At 69.5% G+C, this 15,793-nt stretch carries 13 protein-coding genes; 8 read left to right on the top strand and 5 right to left on the bottom strand.

Going from position 1 to position 15,793, the window contains the following annotated elements:
• Positions 1 to 24 precede the first annotated feature (24 nt).
• Positions 25 to 1,185 (bottom strand): 5-(carboxyamino)imidazole ribonucleotide synthase, encoded by a 1,161-nt coding sequence (locus BLV63_RS14290; RefSeq protein ID WP_074784339.1) that lies wholly within the window; start codon positions 1,183 to 1,185, stop codon positions 25 to 27.
• Between the two features lie 240 nt (positions 1,186 to 1,425).
• Between BLV63_RS14290 and BLV63_RS14285 the strand changes: the two genes are divergently transcribed.
• The gene (locus BLV63_RS14285; protein ID WP_066214669.1) at positions 1,426 to 1,932 is read left to right on the top strand and encodes a GtrA family protein; all 507 of its coding nucleotides are present in this window, start codon (positions 1,426 to 1,428) and stop codon (positions 1,930 to 1,932) included.
• 114 nt (positions 1,933 to 2,046) lie between these two features.
• Here the strand turns inward: BLV63_RS14285 and BLV63_RS14280 are convergent, their stop codons facing one another.
• A complete protein-coding gene (locus BLV63_RS14280) occupies positions 2,047 to 2,748 on the bottom strand; it encodes a TIGR03089 family protein (protein WP_254780564.1) in 702 nt (233 codons plus the stop codon).
• A gap of 265 nt (positions 2,749 to 3,013) precedes the next feature.
• On the opposite strand from BLV63_RS14280, the gene BLV63_RS14275 reads away from it, so the two are divergent.
• From BLV63_RS14275 to BLV63_RS14265, 3 genes are read left to right on the top strand one after another with little or no spacing between them, the layout of a single operon-like run.
• Positions 3,014 to 3,550 (top strand): WhiB family transcriptional regulator, encoded by a 537-nt coding sequence (locus tag BLV63_RS14275; RefSeq protein WP_074784336.1) that lies wholly within the window; start codon positions 3,014 to 3,016, stop codon positions 3,548 to 3,550.
• A 26-nt stretch (positions 3,551 to 3,576) separates the two neighbouring features.
• Positions 3,577 to 6,870, top strand: a complete 3,294-nt coding sequence (locus tag BLV63_RS14270; protein ID WP_373277848.1) for a glycosyltransferase family 2 protein — start codon at positions 3,577 to 3,579, stop codon at positions 6,868 to 6,870.
• Positions 6,863 to 8,881 carry a DUF5719 family protein gene (locus BLV63_RS14265; RefSeq protein ID WP_066214588.1) on the top strand — a complete coding sequence of 673 codons (2,019 nt, stop codon included), beginning with the start codon at positions 6,863 to 6,865 and terminating at the stop codon, positions 8,879 to 8,881. Before BLV63_RS14270 ends, BLV63_RS14265 begins: the two co-directional genes overlap by 8 nt.
• A 66-nt stretch (positions 8,882 to 8,947) precedes the next feature.
• Here the strand turns inward: BLV63_RS14265 and BLV63_RS14260 are convergent, their stop codons facing one another.
• The 3 genes from BLV63_RS14260 to BLV63_RS14250 all read right to left on the bottom strand — a co-directional run bounded on the left by BLV63_RS14260 (position 8,948) and on the right by BLV63_RS14250 (position 12,056).
• The gene (locus BLV63_RS14260; protein WP_066214590.1) at positions 8,948 to 10,324 is read right to left on the bottom strand and encodes a GntR family transcriptional regulator; all 1,377 of its coding nucleotides are present in this window, start codon (positions 10,322 to 10,324) and stop codon (positions 8,948 to 8,950) included.
• A gap of 127 nt (positions 10,325 to 10,451) precedes the next feature.
• Positions 10,452 to 11,111, bottom strand: coding sequence for an ankyrin repeat domain-containing protein (locus BLV63_RS14255; RefSeq protein WP_066214591.1), 660 nt, complete (start codon positions 11,109 to 11,111; stop codon positions 10,452 to 10,454).
• 447 nt (positions 11,112 to 11,558) lie between these two features.
• A complete protein-coding gene (locus BLV63_RS14250; protein WP_066214593.1) occupies positions 11,559 to 12,056 on the bottom strand; it encodes a metallopeptidase family protein in 498 nt (165 codons plus the stop codon).
• Between the two features lie 68 nt (positions 12,057 to 12,124).
• On the opposite strand from BLV63_RS14250, the gene BLV63_RS14245 reads away from it, so the two are divergent.
• The 4 genes from BLV63_RS14245 to BLV63_RS14230 all read left to right on the top strand — a co-directional run bounded on the left by BLV63_RS14245 (position 12,125) and on the right by BLV63_RS14230 (position 15,730).
• The gene (locus BLV63_RS14245; RefSeq protein ID WP_244907046.1) at positions 12,125 to 12,538 is read left to right on the top strand and encodes a DUF3499 domain-containing protein; all 414 of its coding nucleotides are present in this window, start codon (positions 12,125 to 12,127) and stop codon (positions 12,536 to 12,538) included.
• An 87-nt stretch (positions 12,539 to 12,625) separates the two neighbouring features.
• Positions 12,626 to 12,811, top strand: coding sequence for a Trm112 family protein (locus tag BLV63_RS14240; RefSeq protein ID WP_066214594.1), 186 nt, complete (start codon positions 12,626 to 12,628; stop codon positions 12,809 to 12,811).
• A 37-nt stretch (positions 12,812 to 12,848) separates the two neighbouring features.
• On the top strand, positions 12,849 to 14,327 hold the full coding sequence (gene ahcY / locus BLV63_RS14235; protein WP_066214595.1) for an adenosylhomocysteinase: 1,479 nt from the start codon (positions 12,849 to 12,851) through the stop codon (positions 14,325 to 14,327).
• A gap of 164 nt (positions 14,328 to 14,491) precedes the next feature.
• Positions 14,492 to 15,730: a L,D-transpeptidase gene (locus BLV63_RS14230; RefSeq protein WP_066214598.1), complete on the top strand. Its 1,239-nt coding sequence runs from the start codon at positions 14,492 to 14,494 to the stop codon at positions 15,728 to 15,730.
• Positions 15,731 to 15,793: the final 63 nt, after the last annotated feature.

Below are 15,793 nucleotides of genomic sequence, written 5' to 3'. Positions count from 1 at the left end.
TCAGCGGTCAGGGTGTTGCGATGGTCAGGAGCCGGCGCCGTCGCGCAGGATGGAAGCCACCCGGCCGGCCTGCTCGCGCAGTTCCTCGGCCTGGGCGGGATCCTGGGCGACGATGTTCACGTGCCCGATCTTGCGTCCCGGACGGACGGACTTTCCGTAATTGTGGACCTTGGCGGCCGGCGCGGCCGCGAGGGCGGCCGGCATGGCGGAATAGATGTCCTGATTGGCGCCGCCGAGGAAGTTCTTCATGACGGCCACGCCGCCCAGCACATCGGTGGCGCCGAGCGGAAGATCCAGGACCGCCCGCAGGTGCTGTTCGAACTGGCTCGTCACGGAGCCGTCCTGCGTCCAGTGGCCGGTGTTGTGCGGGCGCATCGCCAGCTCATTGATCAGGAAACCGGCGCCCTCGCCGGGCGTCTCGAACAGCTCGGCCGCCATCACTCCGGTCACGCCGAGCTCCGCGGCGAGGGTCAGTGCCGCAGCCTCGGCGGCCTGCGCGACGGCGGGATCCAGGCCGGGCGCGGGAACGATCACCTCGTCGCAGACACCGTCCACCTGGATGGTGTGCGCGACGGGCCAGACCCGCTCCTCGCCGCTCGGCGTGCGCCCCACCAGCACGGACAGCTCGCGGGAGAAGCCGACCTTGGCCTCGGCGAGCAGCGGGGACATGGACTCGAACCAGGAGGCGCAGTCCGCGGCGTCGGCGGCGTCGTCGACGATCCGCACGCCCTTGCCGTCGTAACCGCCGCGCGGGGTCTTCAGCACCACGGGCCAGCCGATCCGGTCGCCGAACTCCACGAGGGCCTCGACGGAATCGACCGCCGCCCACTCGGGGTTGGGCAGGCCGAGACGGTCCACGGCGGTGCGCATCACGATCTTGTCCTGGGCGTGCACCAGGGCGTCCGGGCCGGGCTGGACGTTGACGCCCTCGGCGATCAGGGCCCGCAGGTGTTCGGTGGGGACGTGCTCGTGATCGAAGGTGATCACGTCGACGTCCCGGGCGAACGCGCGCAGGGCCTCGAGGTCACGGTAGTCACCGATCGGGGTCGTCTTGACGGCGGGCACCGCGGAGACGTCCGGTCCCTCGGCCAGGACGCGGAGTTCCACGCCGAGCTCGATGGCCTCCGGGGCCATCATCCGGGCCAGCTGGCCGCCACCGATCACACCAACAACAGGGAAAGTCACGCCCCTAAGACTACCGAACACGGCCGGACCCGCCCTCAGCCGGCACCCAGCGTGACCTTCGCGCGCCTCAACTGGACCGCCCGGGACAGGGTCCGGCGCCCGCGGCGCGTCGCGGTCCGCGGAGCCGCGTCATACGGCGTGCTCCCCGCGTCCGCAGAAGCCGGGCAAAGACAACGGCGCTAAGATGTACCACTGGCCCATGGGTCGTCTACACATCGTCAGCTGGCCGTGGAGGAATACATCGTGAACAAACTCGCTGATCGCATCCGAGGGCTCGCCTCGCTGTTCTGGCGTGAGGTGGCCAAGTTCGGTGCCGTTGGCGGGATCGCGTTCGTGATCGACAACGGGCTGACCTACTGGCTGATGCACGGCATCATGGACGACTCCGAGGCGAAGGCCCGTTTCGTCGGCGCCACGGTGGCCACGATCTTCTCCTGGCTCGCCAACCGCTTCTGGACGTTCCGGCACCGCCGCCAGCCGAATGTGGTGCGCGAGTTCGTGATGTTCGTCATCATCAACGGCATCGGCATCGGCATCTCCACGGGCCTGACGGCGATCGCCAAGTACTGGATGCACATCGAGGACAAGAACCTGCTGTTCCTCGCGGGCGTCGTCGGCATCCTGGTCGCCACGGTCGTCCGCTTCTTCGCCTACCGCTTCCTCGTGTTCAACAAGGAACTGGACGAGGAGCCCGGCTACGACCACGACCACGAGCTGATCGACAGCGGCAAGGCCGGCAAGAACTGATTCTTCTCCCGGGCCCGGCTTGAAAACGTGAAAACAGCGGCAGGGCCGGTCTCCACGAGACCGGCCCTGCCGCTGTTCGCAAGCTCGGAGGCGTCCGGGGGTAGGCCTCCGTGGCTAGGCGTCCCGCGCGCCGCCGGACGTCACGCGTTCGGACTCGAGCAGCCTTTCGGTCACGGGCACGCTCTCGTGGACCAGGACCACGGAGCCACCTGCCAGCCAGGCGCCCAGGGAGTGGGCCAGGACCGAGGTGAGGCCGTCCGCGGCGTGGACCAGCACGCGGGCGCCCTGCTCCGTGGGGGTGGCGAAGGCGGCCAGCCCGGCGTCGTCGTACGCCTGGTCCTCCGAGACGAGCAGCATCTCCTGGCCGGTCGGATCCATCCAGGGCAGGAAGACGTCGCCGTGGCTGCGGACCTCCGCCGCGTAGTCGACGACGCCGGCCGGCAGCGTGCCGGGCCAGCGCGGCGCGAGCGCCCCCAGGGAGACCGCGACGAGCTGGGTGTCGACCTCACCGGCGCGCCCCAACAGACCGGCGTCGGCCGTGGCGACGAGGTCCGAGGCGGAGAGCTCTTCGTCGTTCCCCGGCGTGCCGGGCCGGACGGTCAGGCCGAGGTTCAACGCGGCGAGTGCCAGCACGGATGACTTCCAATGACCCGGCAGGTCCAGGGCGATGCTCCCGCCGGGCGCCGCGTCCAGTTCGTCCTGAAGGAAGTTCGCGGTCTTGGCCACCCAGTTGTCCAGCACCTTGCCGGACAGCTCGACCCGTTCACCGTCCGGCCCGTACCAGGTCAGACGAGGAGCCCCAGGTGGGAGGCTCAAGCCCTCTCGGAAGTCCTTCAGAAGCGTTCTGATGACGAGGTCCATGAGGCGGTTCGATCCTTCCTGCGAGCGGCCGCTCAGCTCCCGGCGTGGCGCATCGGGAAAAAAGCAAGTGTCCTGAGTATTATCCCTGCCCGCTTGACCTCGCCCTAGTTACACGCGTGTAATTAGTAATTGCAGACCGCCAAGGCATGGTCCGGAGGTGCGCCTCAGGGCTCCCCACGTGCCATCCCGGCGGCAGCCATTCAGATCGAGGAGAGGCGCAATGGGGCAGACAGAGCGTATCCAAGACGAAAACTTCACCCCGGGCCAGGCCGCGTACCAGGCCACCCGCACCGTGCCGGAGGACTGGTTCCTGGACCCGGCCGATCCGGAGCGCGCACAGCGCTTCCGGCAGGACGCCGCCCGCAGCCTGGAGGACCAGGCCACCGCCTTCCTCACGGCGCATGAGCCCGCGGAGGCGGAGCCCGCCTCGCCCGAGGACGAGCTGGACCCGCCGCTCGAACTGTTCGCGCGCCCCGAGCCGAGCGGACTGGCCGCGGCCTTCACGATCCTTCCGGGCCGGGAGGTCGGCGACGAGTCCGAACTCAGCTGGCAGGCCGAGTCCCTGTGCGCCCAGACGGACCCCGAGGCGTTCTTCCCGGAGAAGGGCGGCTCCACCCGCGATGCCAAGAAGGTGTGCGCCGCGTGCACCGTCCGGCAGCAGTGCCTGGAGTACGCCCTCGCCAATGACGAGCGCTTCGGCATCTGGGGCGGTCTGTCCGAGCGGGAGCGCCGCCGACTGAGGAAGCGAGCAGTCTGATTCACCCCCAAGCACGGGTCACGGCCGTGGTGGTCTCCCACCAGGGCAGTGCCTACCTCCCCAGGACCTTGGCCGCCCTCTCCCGGCAGAGCCGTGCAGCGGATGTCTGCATCGGCGTCGATGCCGCCTCCTCGGACGGCTCCGCACGGCTGCTGGAGGATGCGTTCGGCAGTGACAACGTCACGCTGTTCCGCCACCCCCGGCTGGGCTTCGGCGCGGCCGTGCAGGCCGGATTGGCGACGGCGGACCGGCTGCGTGCCGGCGACGCCGGAGCGCTGTCCGCGGACCAGCAGTGGGTGTGGCTGCTGCACGACGACTCCGCTCCGGCTCCCGACGCTCTGGAGCGTCTGCTCGAAGCCGTGGAACGGTCATCCAACGTCACGATCGCCGGCGCCAAACAGCTGGACTGGAACTCGCAGCGCAAGCTCGTGGACGCCGGTCTCGCCGTGAGCACCTGGGCCGAGCGCCTCACGCTCATCGAGGCGGATGAGCTGGACCAGGGGCAGTACGACCAGCTCCGGGACCGCTTCGCCGTCAACTCCGCGGGCATGCTGGTCCGCCGCGACGTCTGGGACGCGATGGGCGGCTTCGACCCCGCCCTGCCCGGCACCGGCGACGACGTCGACCTCTGCTGGCGCAACTGGCTCGCCGGCAACAACGTGGCCTTCGTGCCTCAGGCCCGGGTCTACCACGTCCAGAACCGGCCGCACGCCCTCGGCACCCCGGCCGCTGCCCGCACCTCGCAGGTGTACCTCCGGCTCAAGCACACGAGCTGGTGGAAGATCCCCTTCTTGGTGCTCGGGACGCTCATCGCCTCGGTCGGACGGTTCCTGCTGGCCGTCGCCATGAAGGACCCGGGGTACGGCTTCCAGCAGCTCGCCGGAACCATCCGCGGCGTCTCCCGCCCCGTGGCTCTGGCCCGGGGTCGCAAGGTGGCGGCCCGGACCCGCAAGAACCCTCGCAAGACCATCCGCCGGCTCCAGACCTCCCGCGAGGAGGTCTGGGCGCACCGGCGGTCCCTGATGGAGGCGCTCGGGGCCGACGAGCTCCTGGACGCGTCGTACAGCTCCACGGGCCTGGCCTCGGAACCGAGCGGCGACAACCAGGACGACTTCTCCGCCCTGGCCGCCCCGACCCGCGCCTTCGCCGGGTGGGGCCTCATCGCCTCGGTGCTGATCACCGCGGGCATCGCCTTGGTCGGGTTCTTCCCGGTGCTGGGCGGCACCCAGTCCGGCGGCGGCCTGCTGCCGCTGTCCACCACGCTCGGCGAGGTGTGGGACAACGCCACCCGCAGCTGGGTGACCCTCGAAGCCGGCTACCCGGGACACGGTGATCCGTTCGGCCTGGTGCTGTGGATCCTCTCGGTGCTCAACGGCGGTCAGCCGTCGCTCGTCGTGCAGTCGGTGCTCCTCGGCGCCATGCCGCTGGCCGCTGCAGGGGCCTGGTTCCTGGCCGCCTCGCTGACGAGGCACCGCCGGACCTGGTTCCTCGCGGGACTCATCTGGGGCACGGCCCCCGCGCTCTTCACGAGTCTCAACCAGGGACGCCTCGGCGCGATCCTGGTCCACGTGCTGACGCCGTGGCTGGTGCTCGCCCTGGTCCGCGCCACCGGTTCCGCCCGGGACCGCCGGCTCGAAGCCCGTGCTGACGGGCTGCTCCCGCAGGCTCCTGTGACCAGCCGGGCCGGCGTGGGCGGCACCATCTCGTGGACCGCGGCAGCCTGGGCCGGGCTGCTCCTGGCCGCGGTGACGGCCAGTGCCCCCGTGCTCCTGGTGCCCTCCCTCGTGTCGGTGGTTCTCCTGGCCCTCCTGCTGCGGCGCCGCGGCCGCGCACTCTGGTGGAGCCTGACCCCGCCGCTGGCGCTCTTCCTGCCGTTCGCGTTCACTGCGGTGACCCAGCCGCGGGCCTTCCTGGCCGACCCGGGGGTTCCGCTGGCCTCCGGCGCCGCGCCCCTGTGGCAGCAGCTCCTCGGCCAGCCGATCGCCGTGGATCTCCACGCCGCGGTCCCGGGGCTCGGATGGCTCCCCGGCGACGTGCCGTGGGCCTTCATCCTGATGCTCGTCGTGTCCGCCCCCGTGCTCCTGTTCGCCGTCTGGGGCGCTCTGGTGCCCGGGCGCCGCGGGCGGACCGGCACGGTGGCGCTCCTCGTCGCAGCCTTGTTCCTCGCCGTCGGCTGGATCGTCCCGGGCATCGCCGTGGCCGTCGGCGTCGACGCGGTAGTGACCCCCTTCACCGGGCCCGCCGTCTCGGTGGCCTCTTGCGCCGTGCTGGTCTCCGCCGTCGTCGGCGCGGACCGTGCTCTGCAGCGCCGGAAGGCCTCCCGCACCCGGCGCGCCCCGTGGCGCGTGGGCGTCGTGTCCGTCGCGGTCGTGGTGCTGCTCCTGGGCCCGGCCCTGAGCTCGTGGACCTGGCTGGCCTCGAACCTGGGCGTCGGAACGGTGGCCGACGGTCCCCGCTACGGCGCCGCGAAGCTCTTCCAGACCCAGGACAAGCCCCAGATCCCCGCCACCGCGGTGGACCGGGGCCGGGGCCCGGAGCAGACCCGCACGCTGGTCATCACCGAACTTGGTGACGGCAGCTACACCGCCGCCCTCGTGCGCGGCTCCGGCACAACGCTGGACGCCCTGTCCACCCTGGCCGCCGTGCACGGCATCCGCAACGACTCCGAGGCTCCGGCGGCCGACGACGACGCATCGGCGGGCATCCGCACCGCTGTCGCCACGATCGTCGCCGGTCAGGGCGTCGACCCCCGTCCGACGCTGGAGAAGCTCGGCGCCGGTTTCGTGGTGCTCAAGGGCGCCAACGACGCCGCCGGGCTGACGGCCAGCCGCATCGACGCCGTGCCGGGTCTCGCCGCCGTCGGGCCCACCGACGCAGGATGGCTCTGGCGCGTGCGCGCCCTGGATCAGCCCCCGCTGAAGGACTCCGACACCATCAACCGGGTCCGCGTCCTCGACCGGTCCGGGAAGGTGGAGAGTCAGCTTCCCAGCGGCACCGTCGGCGTCGACACCACGCTGGGTTCCGGGGCGGAGGGCCGCAAGCTGGTGCTCGCCGAGCGCAGCGACGCGAACTGGACCGCGAGCCTGGACGGCAAGCGGCTGAACCCGACGTCGGTCGGCTGGCAGCAGGCCTTCGACCTGCCCGCGGGCGGTGGGCACCTCGTGGTGGCCCACAGCGATCCGTGGATCCCCTGGGTCCGGGTCATCACCTGGCTGGTGTTCATCGTGACCGCGCTGCTCGCAGTGCCCATTCCCGAACGTCCCGGGAAGGTCCGCATGGTCCGGGACGAGGCAAGCCTGAGGAAGGCCGGAAATGACTGAGGACAACAAGGACGACCGCGCCGAGACCGGCGCGTCGGAGAACAACGGTCCCGAGCGCACCACGCCCGAGGCCAAGGCCGCTGAGCGCGTGAAGCAGCCGGAGCCCGTCAAGGCTCCGGAGCCTGCGAAGCAGCCGGAACCCGTGACGCAGCCGGAGGCTGCCAAGGCCCCGGAGCCTCCGGTGGCCGCCACCGCTGGGACCGCCACCTCGGGGACCGCCGCCGGCGACCCCGCCACGCGGGGAGCGGCCAAGTCACCGGCGCGCGCTGCGAAAGCGGAGGCACGGGCCGGCAAAGCGGCCGCGAAGGCCGCCAAGGCGGAGGCTCAGCGCGAGGCGTCGGCGAAGAAGCCGGGCAGGAAGCTCAAGGCCGAGGCCGGCGTCGCGCTGCCTGCGGCGTCAGGGGCCGCGGCGTCAGAGGGCGCCGCGCCCGTGAAGAACCCGCGGGCCGCCCGGAAGATCGCGAAGGCCATCGCCGCGGGCACGGCGGGCGTGGCGTCGATCGCTCTGCTCGGCGCGGTCGCCGCGGGCGGCACCGCCGCGCCGCGGTCCGCGGGTGGCCAGCTGGCCGCCGTCGCCGCCGAGGTCCCCGCCGGTGATTCCCTCTCGGTCTGCCCTGCCGCGCCGCGCCTCCTGGCCGGTGCCGGTGACGGCACGGACGCCCAGTTCCGGCCGGAGTCGAGCACCGCGACGACGGTCTTCCGCGGCCTCACCCTGAGCGATCCGAACGGCCGGATGCCCGCCAGCGGTGTGCAGTCGCTCGACGGCAAGACCCTTCAGGGGCTCACCAAGGCGAGCCCCAAGACCGACGAGGGCGTCCCCGGTCTTCCGGACCTGAAGGCCGCGGCCATCCCGTCGCGGACCCCGTCCGGACCTGAGGTGCTACGGGTCGGGACTCTGGACGGCAAGGACTCCACGGGCGCGGCCGCCCTGTCCTACCGCGCGGCCGACGGCGACCTCCGCGGCCTGGCCGCGGTCACCTGCCAGGCGCCGAGCAGTGATCAGTGGCTGGTGGGCGCGTCGACCCTGGTGGGCCGCACCTCCGTGCTGAATCTCTCCAATCCCAGCACCACCCCGGCCACGGTGAACCTGGAACTCTACGGCGACAAGGGTCAGATCAAGGCGCCGGGCAGCCGCGGACTCTCGATCGGGGCAGGTCAGTCCCGGTCGCTCGTGCTCGCGGGTCTGGCTCCGCAGCAGGCGGCGCTGGCCGTGCACGTGAGCAGCACGGGCGGCCCGGTCACGGCCACGGTGCAGCAGAGTGTCCTGCGCGGGCTGACACCCGGCGGCGTCGACTACCTCGGCCCGACCGGCCAGCCGGGCACCCGCCTGGTCGTCCCGGGCGTCTCCCTGAAGGGCGGCGCCGCGGCGGCGAAGCTCGGCTCCGGTTTCGAGGATGCCGCGCCCACGCTGGCACTGGCCGTCCCCGGCGCGCAGGAAGCGGTGGTCCAGGTCCGGGTGTACGGCAAGAACGGTCAGCAGGCCCTCGACAAGGGCGTCGTGAACGCCCCCGCCGGCACGGTGACGCAGGTGCCCCTCTCCGGCCTGCCGGACGGCGAGTACACCATCGCGGTCAGCTCCGACGTCTCGGTGACCGCCGCCGTCCGAGCGACGCGGGGGACCGCGGCGAAGGATCCGTCCGACTTCGCCTGGGTGCCGGCGTCGGCTCCTCTCGGCACGTCACAGGTCATGGCCGTTCCTGTGGGCGGCTCGAGCACGCTCCAGTTCGGGGCGCCGAGCGGCCGCGCGGAGATCAGCTACCGCGCGATCACGGCCGACGGCGCCATCCAGCCGGCCGCGAAGGCGACGCTGGCGGCCGGCACGACGACGTCGGTCGAGATCCCCGCGAAGGCCGGGGGATCGGATGTGGTCGGCTATCTGCTCTCCGCCTCGGGTGAACCCGCCTACGCCGCGGTGGTGCAGACCGAGGACAAGGGCCCGGGTCTGAGTGTTCTCTCCGTGCCGGTCACCGGTTCCGGCCTCGACAAGCTCCCGGTGCGCCTGGGGCACTGACCGGGCGCGGTCGCTCCGGGGCGGTGCCAGGCGGTTCGCGCCGGCCGGTCCTGGACCAGTGCCGGGTCAGACAGGAATGGTGACTTCGTCGTGCCAGTCCAGGGCGAACACCCGTTGAACGACTGCCTTGGCAACAGCAGGTTGTCTGCTCTCGATGGCGTCGAAGATCAGCCGGTGACCCCGGCTGATCTTCAGTGCGTCATGGACCCTGTCCATGAGCATCTGAAGGCGGCCGTGCAGTAGCCGGACCGAGTCAGAGAGCACATCGTTCTCTGTCATCTGATGGAGTACTTCGCGCCAGACCCGCCCTTTCTCGATCACGAGTCGAAGGTCACCCGCTAAGGCCGCGCGTTCTTCGTCGTCCACTATCTGGCGCATGTGGTCGATCTGTGCGGTGGTGGCACGCTCTGCCGCCAGAACGATGGCTGCCGTGTCGAGGGTGGCGCACACATTGAAGAAATCGGATACGTCGGAGTCTGGAACTCCACGGACCAGAGCGGCGCTCCGATGCATGGGGCGCGTCGCCAGCCCCTCCAGCACCAACAGGGTGATCGCTTCCACGACAGGGGCGCGGCTCACGGAGAACTCCTGTGCGATTTGACGTTCGGAGAGGCAGTCGCCCGGCCGCCGTCGGCCGCTGAGGATCTGATCACGAAGGCACGTCGCGATCTTCTCGAACTCCGGGACGAAGCCAGGATCCTTGCTGGCTACGTGTCGTTTGGGTGTGGTCTGGACCGGAGCCGATCTGGTTGTGGTCAAATGAGCGTCGATCTCGTTGAACGCGGAGATCTTCCATACCTGCCGCCATTGCTGCATGTACCTCAGAAAGGCCGACTCTGCGGTATCGGGGTCCTGAGCTGAGATCGCGGAATAGAGATCGTCGAAGAAACTTCCTGCGTCGGTATGCCGGGCCTTGTGTTCCACCATCCGCCAGACACGGGCTTCGATCCGCTCTTTGATCTCCGAGAGGGTGGTGTTCCTGGCCGCTGTGAAGATGGCGGACCGGAATTCACGGGCATGGTGAGCCTGCGACTCCGCGTCGTGGGTGGACAGAGCGCGCCTGCCACTGTGGACGTGCTGCTGCATCACCTCGAGGTCGGCCGGACTCCGGCGAACGGCAGCTTCCCGGATCGCCAGGGCATCGACGATCTCGAAGACTTCTGACGTGTTCGCGAGGTCCCGGCCCGTGAAGGCTCGCACCATTGCGCGACGGCGCGGAGGATGATCAATCAGGGCCTCGGCCGCGAGTCTGCGCAGCGCATCCCTGACGGGGAGCCTGCTGGCGATCCCGAACCGCGCGCCCAGAGTCCGCTCCACCAGCGGTGTTCCCGCAGGGATGACTCCCAGGACGATCTCACGGCGAAGCGTCTCGACTACCCGATCAGACTCGCAGTTTGCACGCTCGGATGGGACCGGGTTCTGAGGGTCCAGGTCTGTGTCCATATTCCCCCATCCTCTCATCGACAAAACGTCGGAGGGGATTCGGGCATGCCCACGTCGGGCCCGTTGTCAGGCGTTCCGCGACTCGGGGGGCCGGCAGCGGATCCAAGTGCCTGCATCTGTACAACACTCACATTTTCAATGCCGGCGCCTGGTGGTCCATGGGTGAGGCTTGCACGGCGTGCTTGAGAAGTCTTCCGATGGCATGGTCCCGATAGATGTCGGCAACCGAGATCCCATGGTGCGGCTCGGGCCGGCGTGGGTCCCCACCATGAGAGACCAGTGCCGTGAAGATTCTCAAGAGGTCTGCTCTGAGTGCCGGGTCGATCTGACGCTCCAGCCCAGCGCATTGCAGGACCGCCCACGTATCGCTCGCCGCGCGGAAGAGCGACGAATTTCCCTGAGAGTCCGGCACGTTGACATCAGCCCCGGCCTCCAGCAGCCGCACGAGGAAAGCGAAGGACTCGGAAGCCCCATCGGAGGGAGCGGCCGCGATGGCAGGAGCAGGAAGGGTGCGGAAGACTGCAGCTGTGATCGCATCGTGAAGGACCGGTCGAGCGTAGGTCTCGCGGTTCGGCTCGTCGATGTAACCTGTGTCGGCTCCGTGATCCAGCAGGAAGTCGGCGATTGCGAACTGTCCTGCGATCAGGGCAGCCATCAGAGTGGAGTGGCCGGAGTGCTGAACCACGTCATCAGTGGCTACCAGAGCCACCGATCCCGGGTCCACTGCAACTCTCCGTCTGACGCCATCAAGGTCTCCGGCGATGATGTCTTGGAAAATCGCCTGCATGAACGGTCTGCCCTCCGTCAGTGGCCGCGGGCATCGCAATCTGCCCACAGCGGTGTGGTAACAGACTCATCTTACAGCAAATCTGGAAGACCAAACAGATTCACTGCGACACCTCGGAGGTGAAATCACTGAACGAATCGTCAGAAAATCCCTCGCTCGGTAGGAGAGCCGAGCTGCGAGTCGCGCGGGAATCTGGAAGACCAAATCAACATTTCAGGCGACTGGTTGCTGTTTCCGGGGCGGAGACGGTTCACTGGCCGAGACCCGTCGAGTCCTTTTCGGGTGGGGCGGAGTGCCTCTTTGACTGCCATGGTCGGTGACGCGGGTGCGGACTCGACGGGTCCCAAGGGGTCCGTCGGCGTGATGCAGGCCCACGCTCACCGTGCCAGGACGCTCTGATCTTCCCGGGCGAGCCAGATGCGGCGTCACTCGGAGGGCGGTCGAGCTTCAGAGACCGCGGTGGTAGTACGGGTCGAGAGTCTCGGGCGCGACGCCGAGGAGTTGCGCGGTGTGCTCCACCACGACGTCGTGCACCAGAACCGGCAGCTGATCCTTGACCGGGCAGTTCTGCTCCACCACGCGCCGGTACACGGTCACGCGGGGCGCCAGATCGCCGCGTGCCGGGGTGCTGAGACCCAGGGGCGCGGGGAGGCCGCTGGCCAGCAGTTCCTCCAGGCCGGGCGGGATCTCCTCCACGGCGAAGAGGACGCCGTCCAGGAGATGTCCTTGCAGATCGTGGAGCCGCTGCGCGGTGTCCAGCACCAGGTCGTCGAAGCGCTCCGCGCGGTTGCGGTGTCCGGGGAGGGTCGGCAGGATCATGTCCCCGCGCTGGCCGCGTCCGTGGCGGTTCCTGCGGCGGTGCCGGAAGTCACGGCCGACAGCCGTTTCCTCCTCCGTCTCCGGGAAGGAGAACGTCGCCGAGGGTTCGTTGGGTCCGGACTGCATAGATCGACTCTAGACCCGCTCCCGCCCTTGCGACGAAAACGGGCTGCCAGACGGTAATCTGGTGCGTTGTGGGTGCCATGAGGATGTGTTCGCGTTCGGCCTGCCGTGAGTCCGCGGTGGCCACTTTGACGTACGTGTACGCGGATTCGACCGCCGTCCTGGGGCCTCTGGCCGTCTATCCCGAGCCTCACAGCTACGACCTCTGCGTGCACCATGCGGATCGGCTGACGGTGCCCCGCGGCTGGGAGGTCCTGCGGATCGCGCTTCCCGCGTCCGCCGAAGCCGAGCGCCGGGTCACCCGCCCGGAGAGCGACGAGCTCTCCGCCCTCGCCGACGCCGTTCGGGAGGAGCGCCAGGCCGCCGAGGACGACGCCGAACCCGCCACGGGGATCCCGCAGCGCCTCCGCCCGCCGCTCCTCGAGCCGCCCGTCGGAGCCGAGGGAACGCGCCGAGGCCATCTGCGGGCCCTGCGCGAACCCTGACGGTACCGCCGCGAGCCGACGACGGCGGTAGGCTGGAAGGTGGTCACGCCGCCCCGGCCTCCCGGGGCCCGATGTTTGGAGCCTTCCATGCCTTCGCTGAGCCCAGAACTGCTGAGCATCCTCCGCTGCCCCGAGACCGGCGCGCCCCTGCACCAGGAAGGCGACGAGCTCGTCGCCGGCACGGGGGAGTCCGCCGTCCGTTACCCCGTGGAGGACGGCATCCCGCTGCTGCTGCCCGCCTCTCTGCGTGACGCCTCCCGCACCGCCAACTGAGCCCCCGGCCCCACACCAGATCGGAAACCAGAGCAACATGACGTTCGATTACAAGATCGCTGACATCTCCCTGGCCGAGGCGGGACGCCACCAGATCCGCCTGGCCGAGCACGAGATGCCGGGCCTCATGGCGCTGCGCGCCGAGTTCGGTGAGAGCCAGCCGCTCAAGGGCGCCCGCATCGCGGGGTCGCTGCACATGACCGTGCAGACCGCAGTGCTGATCGAGACCCTCACGGCGCTCGGCGCCGAGGTCCGCTGGGCCTCCTGCAACATCTTCTCCACACAGGACGAGGCCGCCGCCGCCATCGTCGTCGGCCAGGGCACCCCCGAGGACCCGCAGGGCGTCCCGGTGTTCGCCTGGAAGGGCGAGACCCTGGAGGAGTACTGGTGGACCGCCGAGCAGATCCTGACCTGGCCCGGCGCCGATCAGAACCCTGAGCTCGGCCCGAACATGATCCTCGACGACGGCGGCGACGCCACGCTGCTGCTGCACAAGGGCGTCGAGTTCGAGGCCGCCGGCGCCGTGCCGGGCGCCACCGACGAGGACCCGGAGGAGTACCGGATCATCCTGGACGTGCTCCGCGCGAACCTGGCCGCCGATCCGCAGAAGTGGACCCGGATCGCCTCCCGCATCCAGGGCGTCACCGAGGAGACCACCACGGGCGTGCACCGCCTGTACCAGCTGGCCGAGCAGGGCCGCCTCCTGTTCCCGGCCATCAACGTCAACGACTCGGTGACCAAGAGCAAGTTCGACAACAAGTACGGCATCCGCCACTCCCTGCCGGACGGCATCAACCGCGCCACCGATGTGCTGATGGGCGGCAAGGTCGCCGTCGTCTGCGGTTACGGCGACGTCGGCAAGGGCGCCGCGGAGGCGCTGCGCGGGCAGGGCTCCCGCGTGATCGTGACGGAGATCGATCCGATCTGCGCTTTGCAGGCCGCCATGGACGGCTACCAGGTCGCGCGGCTGGAGAACGTCCTCTCTGAGGGCGACATCTTCATCACCACGACGGGCAACAAGGACGTCATCATGGCCTCCGACATGGCCGCCATGAAGAACAAGGCGATCGTGGGCAACATCGGCCACTTCGACAACGAGATCGACATGGCCGGTTTGGCGAAGGTCCCGGGCGTCAAGCGCGTGGAGATCAAGCCCCAGGTGCACGAGTGGGTCTTCGACGAGGGCACCGAGAACGAGCGCTCCATCATCGTCCTGTCCGAGGGCCGTCTGCTGAACCTGGGCAACGCCACGGGCCACCCGTCCTTCGTCATGAGCAACTCCTTCAGCAACCAGACGATCGCCCAGATCGAGCTCTGGACCAAGCACGAGCAGGAGGGCGAGGAGAAGGAGTACCAGAACCAGGTCTACGTCCTGCCCAAGATCCTGGACGAGAAGGTCGCGCGTCTGCACTTGGACGCTCTCGGCGTCGAGCTGACCGAACTGTCGAAGGAACAGGCCGAATACCTGGACGTGGACGTGGCGGGTCCCTACAAGGCGGACCACTACCGCTACTGAGCGCGGAACCGCTGCACGTCTGAAGCCTGAACCCGGCGCCGCCGAAGCGCCGGGTTCAGGCTTTTCCCTGGTGGCCGGGGATAAAATGGCCTCAACTGATTTGCCACGAAGAGCAGGGCGCTGTGCCGGGGTTCAGCCCCGGCACAGCCCGTTGAGGGAACACCATGAAACCGAGCACCCGCAAGAGCCGGGCCGTCAAGATCGTCGCGCTGTCCGCAGCAGGGGCCGTCATCGTTCTGGGCGGGATCGGCGCCGCCACGGCTCCGCAGTGGCTGGGTGCCGTGAATTCCACCTCGCCGGCCGGGTCCTCCCAGGCCCCGACGACCCAGGCTCCTCCGGCCAAGCCCGTGCAGCTCACCGTCGCGCCCCTCAACGGCGCCAAGGAAGTGAACCCGGTGACGGCGCCCGTCGTGAAGGCCGTCAACGGCACCGTGAAGGACGTCCGTCTGACGCCTGCCAAGGGCGCGCCCGTCGAGGGTGACTACGCCGCCGGGAACTCCCAGTGGAAGGCCACCGGGAAGCTGGCGTTCAACACCACGTACACCCTGAGCTACACCGCGGTGGACGAGGCGGGTGGGGAGACCCAGCGCACGAGCAGCTTCACCACCGTGCTCACCAAGAACGAGGCCAACACGACACTCGTGGTCGGCACCCTGGGCGATCAGATCGGTGCGGGCCAGCCCATCCAGCTGACGTTCTCCGAACCGGTCCTGGACGCCAACAAGGCCGGTGTCCAGAAGGCCGTCAAGGTCACGTCCAGCGCCGGCCAGAAGGTCAAGTGGCACTGGTACTCGGACACCGTGGCCCGGATCCGTCCGGAGTCGTACTGGAAGTCCGGCAGCACCGTGACCTTGGACCAGCAGCTCTTCGGCGTGCCGTTCGGCAATGGCCAGATCGGCAGCTTCAACAAGACGACCACGTTCAAGGTCGGCCCGCAGCGCGTCGCCGTGATGGACGGCGCCGCCCACACCATGCGCGTCTACCAGGACGGACAGCTCGTGTACTCGGCGGATGCCGGCATGGGCGGCCCTGAGATGCCCTCGCCGTCCGGTTCCGCCATCATCCTGGAGCAGCAGCGCGTGTCCCACTTCCGGGCCGAGAGCATCGGCCTGAAGCCGGGCGACCCGCTCTACTACGCCCCGACCGACGTGAACTACGCCAACCGACTCACCTGGAGCGGCGTGTACGTCCACGAGACCCTGCCGGGCGGCACCCAGTTCATCGGCAACACCAACATCTCCCACGGCTGCGTGGGTCTGCTGCCGAAGGACGCCGCCTGGTTCTTCGAGCACATGAAGCCGGGCGACGTGGTGCAGTTCAAGAACACCGCGGGCCCGCCCATCCGCGCGGACGAGGGCTTCGGCGACTGGAACATCCCCTGGGCCCAGTACGGCAACGCCTGAGCGGGGCAGGGGACCGCGGGACGGGGAGAGGCGCGCGGCTCCTGAGCCGGTGCGGATAACGCT

This window comes from Arthrobacter woluwensis (assembly GCF_900105345.1).
GTDB lineage: Bacteria > Actinomycetota > Actinomycetes > Actinomycetales > Micrococcaceae > Arthrobacter_E > Arthrobacter_E woluwensis.
The sequence above is the reverse complement of the archived record's forward strand: the minus strand, read 5'-3'. Positions and strand labels throughout refer to the sequence as shown.